The 7,758-nt window shown below is 69.7% G+C and carries 8 protein-coding genes; 6 read left to right on the forward strand and 2 right to left on the reverse strand.

Going from position 1 to position 7,758, the window contains the following annotated elements:
• Window positions 1-21: 21 nt before the first annotated feature.
• Window positions 22-948, forward strand: coding sequence for a hypothetical protein (locus D7Y15_RS29875; RefSeq protein WP_148712901.1), 927 nt, complete (start codon window positions 22-24; stop codon window positions 946-948).
• Here D7Y15_RS29875 and D7Y15_RS29880 read toward each other — a convergent pair.
• Window positions 941-1,903, reverse strand: a complete 963-nt coding sequence (locus tag D7Y15_RS29880) for an isopenicillin N synthase family oxygenase (RefSeq protein ID WP_120580523.1) — start codon at window positions 1,901-1,903, stop codon at window positions 941-943. The genes D7Y15_RS29875 and D7Y15_RS29880 overlap by 8 nt on opposite strands.
• 176 nt (window positions 1,904-2,079) lie before the next feature.
• Between D7Y15_RS29880 and D7Y15_RS29885 the strand changes: the two genes are divergently transcribed.
• Complete coding sequence (locus D7Y15_RS29885; RefSeq protein ID WP_199745994.1) at window positions 2,080-4,119, forward strand: serine/threonine-protein kinase; 2,040 nt, start codon at window positions 2,080-2,082, stop codon at window positions 4,117-4,119.
• 31 nt (window positions 4,120-4,150) lie between these two features.
• On the opposite strand, the gene D7Y15_RS29890 is transcribed toward D7Y15_RS29885, so the two are convergent.
• Complete coding sequence (locus tag D7Y15_RS29890) at window positions 4,151-4,525, reverse strand: hypothetical protein (protein ID WP_120580524.1); 375 nt, start codon at window positions 4,523-4,525, stop codon at window positions 4,151-4,153.
• Between the two features lie 278 nt (window positions 4,526-4,803).
• Here D7Y15_RS29890 and rplU point away from each other — a divergent pair, with 278 nt between their 5' ends.
• The 4 genes from rplU to D7Y15_RS29910 all read left to right on the forward strand — a co-directional run bounded on the left by rplU (window position 4,804) and on the right by D7Y15_RS29910 (window position 7,624).
• Window positions 4,804-5,112: a 50S ribosomal protein L21 gene (rplU, locus tag D7Y15_RS29895; protein WP_120580525.1), complete on the forward strand. Its 309-nt coding sequence runs from the start codon at window positions 4,804-4,806 to the stop codon at window positions 5,110-5,112.
• 46 nt (window positions 5,113-5,158) lie between these two features.
• Entirely contained in the window at window positions 5,159-5,434 is a 276-nt protein-coding gene (rpmA, locus tag D7Y15_RS29900; RefSeq protein WP_120536731.1) for a 50S ribosomal protein L27, read from the forward strand.
• A 128-nt stretch (window positions 5,435-5,562) separates the two neighbouring features.
• Window positions 5,563-6,939, forward strand: a complete 1,377-nt coding sequence (obgE, locus tag D7Y15_RS29905) for a GTPase ObgE (protein WP_121754682.1) — start codon at window positions 5,563-5,565, stop codon at window positions 6,937-6,939.
• A gap of 4 nt (window positions 6,940-6,943) precedes the next feature.
• Complete coding sequence (locus D7Y15_RS29910; protein ID WP_121754683.1) at window positions 6,944-7,624, forward strand: RNA methyltransferase; 681 nt, start codon at window positions 6,944-6,946, stop codon at window positions 7,622-7,624.
• Window positions 7,625-7,758: the final 134 nt, after the last annotated feature.

Here is a 7,758-nt window from a genome sequence, read left to right on the forward strand (position 1 = left end):
TGCCCGGAGGCCGTGATGCGCATGAAGAGGACACTCCACGTCGAAGTGCACCCGTTCGTCGACGCGGCGGAGGCGCTCGCGGGACGGAACGTGAAGGCCCTGGGCGTGGCACCCGACAACACCGTGTGGTGGCTCGCGGAGGGCGACGAGGTCCTCCACTTCGCGGACGGTTGGGACACCTGGGAGCGCTTCACGCTGCCTCGCGGTGCCCCGGACTTCCACTACGTCCAGCCGCTTCCCGATGGCGAGGTGCTGCTCGTGAACGGGCGTTGCCGTTACCACTCGGAGACGGGATACGAACGCAACGCCCACGTCTACTCGCCGGAAGGCACATTGCTGCGGGAGCTGACCCTGGGGGACGGCATCGAGGACGTGCAGACGACGTCCGACGGACAGGTCTGGGTCAGCTACTTCGACGAAGGCGTCATCGGCAGCCTGACCCGGGGCGGCGATGGGTCACGGTCGCCCGTCGGCGCCGAGGGCCTGGAGCGCTTCGATGCGCTGGGGCAGCGGCAGGAGAGTGGTGTGCAGATGGCGCTCGGCCTGGGGCAGAGCATCCTGGAGTGCTACGCGCTCAACGTCGCTTCGGAGCGGGAGACCTGGTTCTACAGCTACACGGACTTCCCGCTCGTGCGCATGAGGCCGGGAGAGCCCTCCACGGTCTGGTCCTCCCCGGTGCATGGCGCACGCGCCATCGCCGTCAGTGACACGCACGTGCTGTTCGGCGGGTGTTACGACGACAAGGCGCTGCTCCAGCTCTACCGGCTGTACTACCGGGGCGAGCAGCGCCTGGCCCCGCTGACCCGTGTCGTCCTCACGGACGAGACGGGCCGTGCGTGGCAGCCCTCGTGGCTCAAGGGCCGGGGGCCCTGGCTCCATGGCGCGGAAGGGACTCGCCACTTCCGCGTGTCCATGGAGGAACTGCTCGCCCTCGCGGGGGCTACTTGAGGAAGCCCAGCTCGCGCAGGCGCTGCTTGAGGAACGCGTCCGCGGTGATGGGCGGGTGGCGCGCGGGGTTGTCCGGCGTCTCCGTCTGCGGCAGCGGCTTCAGGATGCAGTCGGAGAACGGGTGCACGAAGAAGGGCATCGAGTAGCGCACGGTGTCCTGCTCCGTGCTGGGCGGGTTCACCACCCGGTGCGTCGTGGACGGGATGACGCCGTTCATCACCCGGCTGAGCATGTCGCCCGAGTCCACGACAATCTGTCCGCGCAGCGTGTCCACCGGAATCCACTCGCCGTCGCGCGTGAGCAGCTCCAGGCCGCCGGCCGTGCCCTCGCACAGGAGCGTGATGAAGTTGATGTCCTCGTGCTCCGCGGCGCGCACCGCGCCCGGGATGAAGCGGTCCTTCAGCGGCGGGTAGTGGATGAGCCGCAGCACGGAGTTGCCGTCCACCGTCATGTCGCTGAACGTGTTGCGCGCGATGCCCAGGTAGTCCGCCAACGCCTGGAGCATCACCGTCGCCGCGTCGTCCAGCTCCCGGTAGAGCGTCAGCGTGTGCTCACGGAAGGTGGGCACCTCCTCCGGCCAGACGTTGGCGCCATAGTCGTCGCGGTACGGGTGGCCCACGGGCAGCTCGCGGCCCACGTGCCAGAACTCCTTCAGGTCCCCCACCTTGCGGTTCTTCGCGTGCTCCTGGCCGAACGCCATGAAGCCCCGCTGCCCCGGACGCTCCGGCACCGCGTAGCGCGTCTTGGTGGACTCCGGCAGCTGGAAGAAGCGCTCCACGTCCGCGTACGTGCGGCGGATGAGCGCGTCCTCGACGCCGTGGCCCTCCACGGTCACGAAGCCGAACTCCTTGAGCGCGTCGCCAAACACCTGGACGAAGCGAGCCCGCTCCTCGGGAGTGCCGGAGCGGTAGTGGGACAGGTTCACGGTGGGGATGCGTCGGGCCGAGCGGGACATGCGCGCATCCTATCCGCGTGACACCTTCCTGACACGTCGCAGTCCGCCGCCCAACCGTCACCCCGGCCCAAGGGCGGGGGACCCTCCTCACTTTGCGACACCCACCCTTGGCGGCAGTGGATGCCGGGCTTCCGGGATGTGCAGATTGGGCAGGGAATTGGCCAGGGGGGCGCGGTATGGCCGAAGTCGCGAGGAACGAGCGCACGTGTTCAGCGTGCGGGCGGGGACATGGCGAGGGGACGTCGTGCGACACGCTCGTCCGGGAGGCGGGGGGCGGCCAGGGCAAGGCCGTGGAGCCGCCGGCGGCCGTGGCCGTGGCGGACGAGGTGGACCCGCTGGTGGGGACCCAGATGGGCAGCTTCCGGCTGGTGCGCCGGGTGGGCCGGGGAGGCATGGGGTCCGTCTACCTGGCGGAGCACGTGTCCATTGGCAGCCGCGTGGCGGTGAAGGTGCTGCACGAACACCTGACGCGCTACCCGGAGCTGGTGCAGCGCTTCCACGCCGAGGCCCGGGCGGTGAACCTCATCGGGCACGAGAACATCGTCAGCATCTTCGACCTCAACGCCTCGGCGCCCCGGCCGTACCTCATCATGGAGTTCCTGGAGGGGGCGCCCCTGTCGGCGTGGGTGGGGACGCCCCTGTCGGCCGGGGCGGTGGTGCCCATGCTGATGCAGGTGTGTGACGCGCTGCATGCGGCGCACGCGCGGGGCATCGTCCACCGCGACCTGAAGCCGGACAACATCTTCCTGGTGAAGCGCGGGCGGGGGATGCCGTTCGTGAAGGTGCTCGACTTCGGCATCGCGAAGCTGGTGGACGTGAGCATGCCGGAGACGGTGGCGGGCATCATCGTGGGCACGCCGGAGTACATGGCCCCGGAGCAGTCCCTGAGCCGGCGCCTGGACGGCCGCGCGGACCTGTACGCGGTGGGCGTCATCGCCTACCAGCTGCTCACCGGGCGGCTGCCCTTCCCCGACGAGGGGCTCACCGCCCAGCTCGTGGCGCACCAGACGCGCACGCCCCCATCCCTTCGCTCCATCTGCCCTTCGGTGCCACCCGCGCTGGAGGCGGTGGTGCTGCGCGCGCTGGCGAAGACGCCGGAGGAACGCTTCCCCCACGCGCTCGCGCTGCGGGCCGCGTTGGAGCAGGCCCTCGCCACGAGGCCCCCGTCGCCGCGCGCGGCCGTGGGCGGTCCCCGTCCCGTGCAGGGAGGGGCCTCCCCGGGAACTCCCGTCACCGGCCCCCGGCGCACCCCTCCGCTGGCCCCGCCGGGCGCGTCCGGGGGGAAGACGCTCCCGGTGCCCGTGCAGGTGGTGCTGCAGCCGGGCGCGCAGCCCCGGGTCTTCACGGGGTCGGACCTGTCGCGCGGTGGCGTGTTCCTGCACGCGACGGGGGAGCTGCCCCCGCTGTTCGCCCAGGTCCAGGTGGTGCTGCCGCTGTCCACGGGGCCGCTGTCCGTCACGTGCGAGGTGGTGCGCCACGTCTCGCCCGAGCAGGCCCAGGCCTGGAGCATGCGCCCGGGCTTCGGCGTGCAGTTCGTCGCGCCGTCCGCCGCGCTGAAGGCCCGCGTGGAGCAGCACCTCGCGGGCGCCACGGCCTCTCCGCTCCCCGCGCCCCGGGAGCTCCCGGACGACGCAGAGGCCGAGCGCGTCCTGGCCATGTGGCGCGGACAGCTGGTGGGGGAGGGCACCCACTACACGGTGCTGGGGCTCTCGCCGGACGCGGAGCTGGAGTCCGCGCGGGAGCGCGCGCGGGAGCTGTGGGCCGCCCTGTCCGCGCTGCGGCAGCGGCCCCTGTCGCGCGGGCAGCGCTCGCGCCTGGAGTCCATGCTGATCCGCGTGAGGGACGCGGGCGACACCCTGGGCATGCCGTTGCGCCGGGCCCGCTACGACGCCCGGCTGGGCAATGCCCGGGGCGTGGCGCGGTGCCTGGAGGCGGGCCTCACCGCGGTCCAGACGGACGCGCTTCACCGGGAGTACCTGGCCGAGCAGCCCCGGGCGGTGGGCACCGCGCGGGTGCACTTCCTCACCGGCAACGCGCTGGAGCGCGACGGCCAGCTCCAGCGGGCCCTGGAGTCCTACGAGCGGGGACTGGAGCTGGACCCCCTGGAGTGGGAGTACCAGCAGCGCCGCCGGGTGGTGGACCGGGCGCTGGGGGCTCGCCTGCCGGGTGCCCGAAATGAAAGAGCCCGATTCCCTGGGGAGGGAACCGGGCCCTGAAGCCCGCGGCGAGCGCCGCGGGATGAGGCGATCAGTCCGCGCTGATGGAGGCCGCGCAGGCCGCGCTCACGGTGCCGCCCTTCGTGGAGCAGGCCACGAGGTCCGAGAGGATGCGGGTCTGCTCGGTGGTGGACTTGTCGGAGCAGCTCTTGACGCTGTCGATGCAGTCCAGGACCGCGTCCAGCTTCTCCTTGTCGTCGTCGGAGCAGTCCGCGAGGGCCTCCTTACAGGCGTCGCGCTCCGCGTCCGTCGGCTCGTCCGGGGTGGCGCTGGTGTCGAAGCCACACTCCTCGAACTTGGAGGACAGGTCCTTGGCGAGGTCCTCGTTGCGATCGCAGTAGTCGCTACCGCAGGCGGTGAGCGTGAGCGAAGCCATGGCGGCCAGACCGAACAGGATCTTCTTCATGATGGTTCTCCCCCTCAGGGATGAGGTACAGGCACAGGTGGAAAGCAAGCGGCGCGCATCCTAGCGAGCGCTCCGTTGCGGTCCAGTGGACTTTATTCCGGGAATTCTATTCAAAAGCAAATAGGGGGCTGGAGGCGGGCTGATCCGCCAACTGCCTTGACTACCCCCCAGGATTCTCGTAAGTCCCGCCGTCTTTTAGCGCGCCGGCCGGTCCTCCGTCCGAAATGCGCGTTGGATTCCATGGGTTGAACCAACCCGAAGCTGACAGGGGTTCGACGATGTACGCAGTCATTCGCACGGGCGGAAAGCAGTACCGCGTCGCCGAGGGCGACGTTGTCCGGATCGAGAAGATCTCCGGTGATATCGGCGCTGAGGTCTCGTTCACCGAGGTCCTCCTGCTGGGCGGCTCTGAGAGCCCGAAGGTGGGCCAGCCGACGGTGGCGGGCGCGAAGGTCGTGGGCAAGGTGCTGGCGCAGGACAAGCACCGCCGCGTCCTGCACTTCCGGAAGGAGAAGGAAGGCTGGACCCGTCGCCGTGGTCACCGCCAGTCGTACACCGAGGTGAAGGTCACCTCGATCTCCGGCTAATCGCCTTTCCGGGCATTCCCCACACGAACTTCAAGGAGCAGGTGTCATGGCCCATAAAAAAGGTCAGGGTTCTTCGCGCAACGGGCGTGATTCCAACCCGCAGTACCGTGGCGTGAAGGTGTACGGCGGTGAGACGATCTCGGCGGGCAGCATCCTCGTGCGCCAGGTCGGTACGGTCATCCACCCGGGCACGAACGTGAAGCTCGGTCGCGACTTCACCCTCTTCTCGACGGTGGACGGCGTGGTGAAGTACGAGCGCCTCGGCCGCGACAAGAAGAAGGTGTCCGTGTACCCGGCCGCCGCCGAGCAGGCGAGCGCCTAGTCAGTGGCCCTGGGGCGACCCAGGGCACGGCTTACCGAGCGGGTCGTTCCCGGTCCTTCTGTTCCCGTTGGGAACGGGTGGATGCGAGGACGGCCCGCTTTGTGTTTTTCCAGGAGGGCGTTCGCCCCATGAAGTTCGTCGACGAAGTACGCATCTATGTGAAGGCGGGAGACGGCGGGAACGGGGCGGTGGCCTTCCGGCGTGAGAAGTTCATCGAGCGCGGCGGCCCCAACGGCGGGGACGGCGGCAATGGCGGCTCCGTGGTGTTCGTGTCGAACCCGCAGCTGACCACGCTCCTGGACTACCGCTACCAGCAGCACCACCGTGCCAAGAACGGCGAGCACGGCATGGGCAGCGACTGCAACGGCCATGGCGCCGAGGACATGGTGCTCCAGGTGCCGGTGGGCACGCTGATCCGCAACGAGCAGACGGGCGAGCTGCTGGTGGACCTGAGCGACCCGGGCCAGCAGTTCGTGGCGGCCAAGGGCGGCCGGGGCGGCCTGGGCAACATGAACTTCGCCACCTCCACGCGCCAGACGCCGCGCTTCGCGCAGGACGGCGGAAAGGGTGAGGAGATCACCCTGCGGCTGGAGCTGAAGCTGCTGGCGGACGTGGGCCTGCTGGGCTTCCCCAACGCGGGCAAGAGCACGTTCATCTCGCGGGTGAGCCGGGCGCGGCCGAAGGTGGCGGACTACCCGTTCACCACGCTGGTGCCGAACCTGGGCATGGTCCAGTACAAGGACAGCCTGTCCTTCGTGATGGCGGACATCCCCGGCATCATCGAGGGCGCCAGCGAGGGCGTGGGCCTGGGCCACCAGTTCCTGCGCCACGTGGAGCGCTGCAAGGTGCTGGTGCACCTCATCGACATGGGCGCCGAGGGCGAGGGCCGCAAGCCGCTGGCCGACTTCAATATCCTCAACGCGGAGTTGAAGAAGTACAGCGCGGAGCTGGCCGGCAAGCCGCAGGTGGTGGCCGCCAACAAGCAGGACCTGACGGAGGGCCGCGACCGCCTGGGGCCCTTCACGGAGGCGCTGCGCCGCCGGGGCATCCGCGTGTACCCGGTGTCCTGCGCCACGGGCGAGGGCATGCAGTCGCTGATGGACGCGGTGGCGGAGGTGCTCTTCACCGGCCGCACCGACAAGATCCACGTCGAGATGCCGACGACGAGGTCCGCCTCCAAGGCTCCGGCGAAGAAGGCCCCGGCGAAGAAGGCCGTCGCGAAGAAGGCTCCGGCGAAGAAGGCCGCCGCGAAGAAGGCTCCGGCGAAGAAGGCTCCGGCGAAGAAGGCCGCCGCGAAGAAGGCTCCGGCGAAGAAGGCCGCCGCGAAGAAGGCTCCGGCCAAGAAGGCCGCCGCGAAGAAGTCCTCGCGCAAGCCCGTGGCGAAGAAGGTCGCGCGCAAGGCGCCGGTGAAGAAGGCCGCCGCGAAGAAGGCTCCTGCGAAGAAGGCCCCGGCGAAGAAGTCCGCCCGGAAGGCCCCTGCGAAGAAGTCCGGCGGGAGGCGCTGAGCCGATGGCTGGTGGAGGCCCCCGCTACGAGAAGTTCGAGCGCGACGTCGTCGAGCCGGAGCAGTTCCTGCTCGACGTGCGGAAGGAGAAGATCGACCGCGTCGTCAGCCAGCGCACGCGCAACTTCGTGGTGGTGCTCGACCGGCTGGAGGACAACTTCAACATGGCCGCGGTGCTGCGCACCTGCGAGTCCATGGGCGTGCAGGAGGTGCACGTCGTCATCAACCCGGAAGCGCCCTTCATCCCCAACCTGCGGGTGGCCCAGGGCTGCGACAAGTGGTTGGACGTGCACCTCTACAAGACGTTCGCGGAGTGCCGCGAGCACCTGAAGGGGCGGGGCTTCAGCCTCTACGCGTCGGCGCTGCGCGAGGGGGCCACCAGCCTCTACAGCCTGCGCTTCGACACGAAGTTCGCCATGGTGTTCGGCAACGAGCGCTACGGCGTGAGCGACGACGTGCTCAACGGCGTGGACGGCACCTTCTGGGTGCCCATGAAGGGCTTCAGCCAGAGCCTGAACATCTCCGCGGCGGCGTCCGCCAGCATCACCCGGGCGATCGCCTGGCGGGACGAGCACCTGGGGAACTCCGGGGACCTGTCCCCCGAGGAGGCCCAGGAGCTGCGCGAGCGCTTCTATCTGCTGGGCGTGAAGCAGCGGAAGCGTCTGGTCAAAGCCACACAGCGGTGAATGCCGGTCCCCCGGGGTCCGTCCGGATGCGATAGATGGACCCTGCGGGCGCCCCGGGTGCCCGCTCCGGAGGCGCACGCCATGTTGCTGGAATCCCTGCTCTTCACGCTCCTCACGCAGGCCCCCACCACCGC

It is taken from the genome of Corallococcus sp. AB030 (assembly GCF_003668965.1).
Taxonomy (GTDB): domain Bacteria; phylum Myxococcota; class Myxococcia; order Myxococcales; family Myxococcaceae; genus Corallococcus; species Corallococcus exiguus.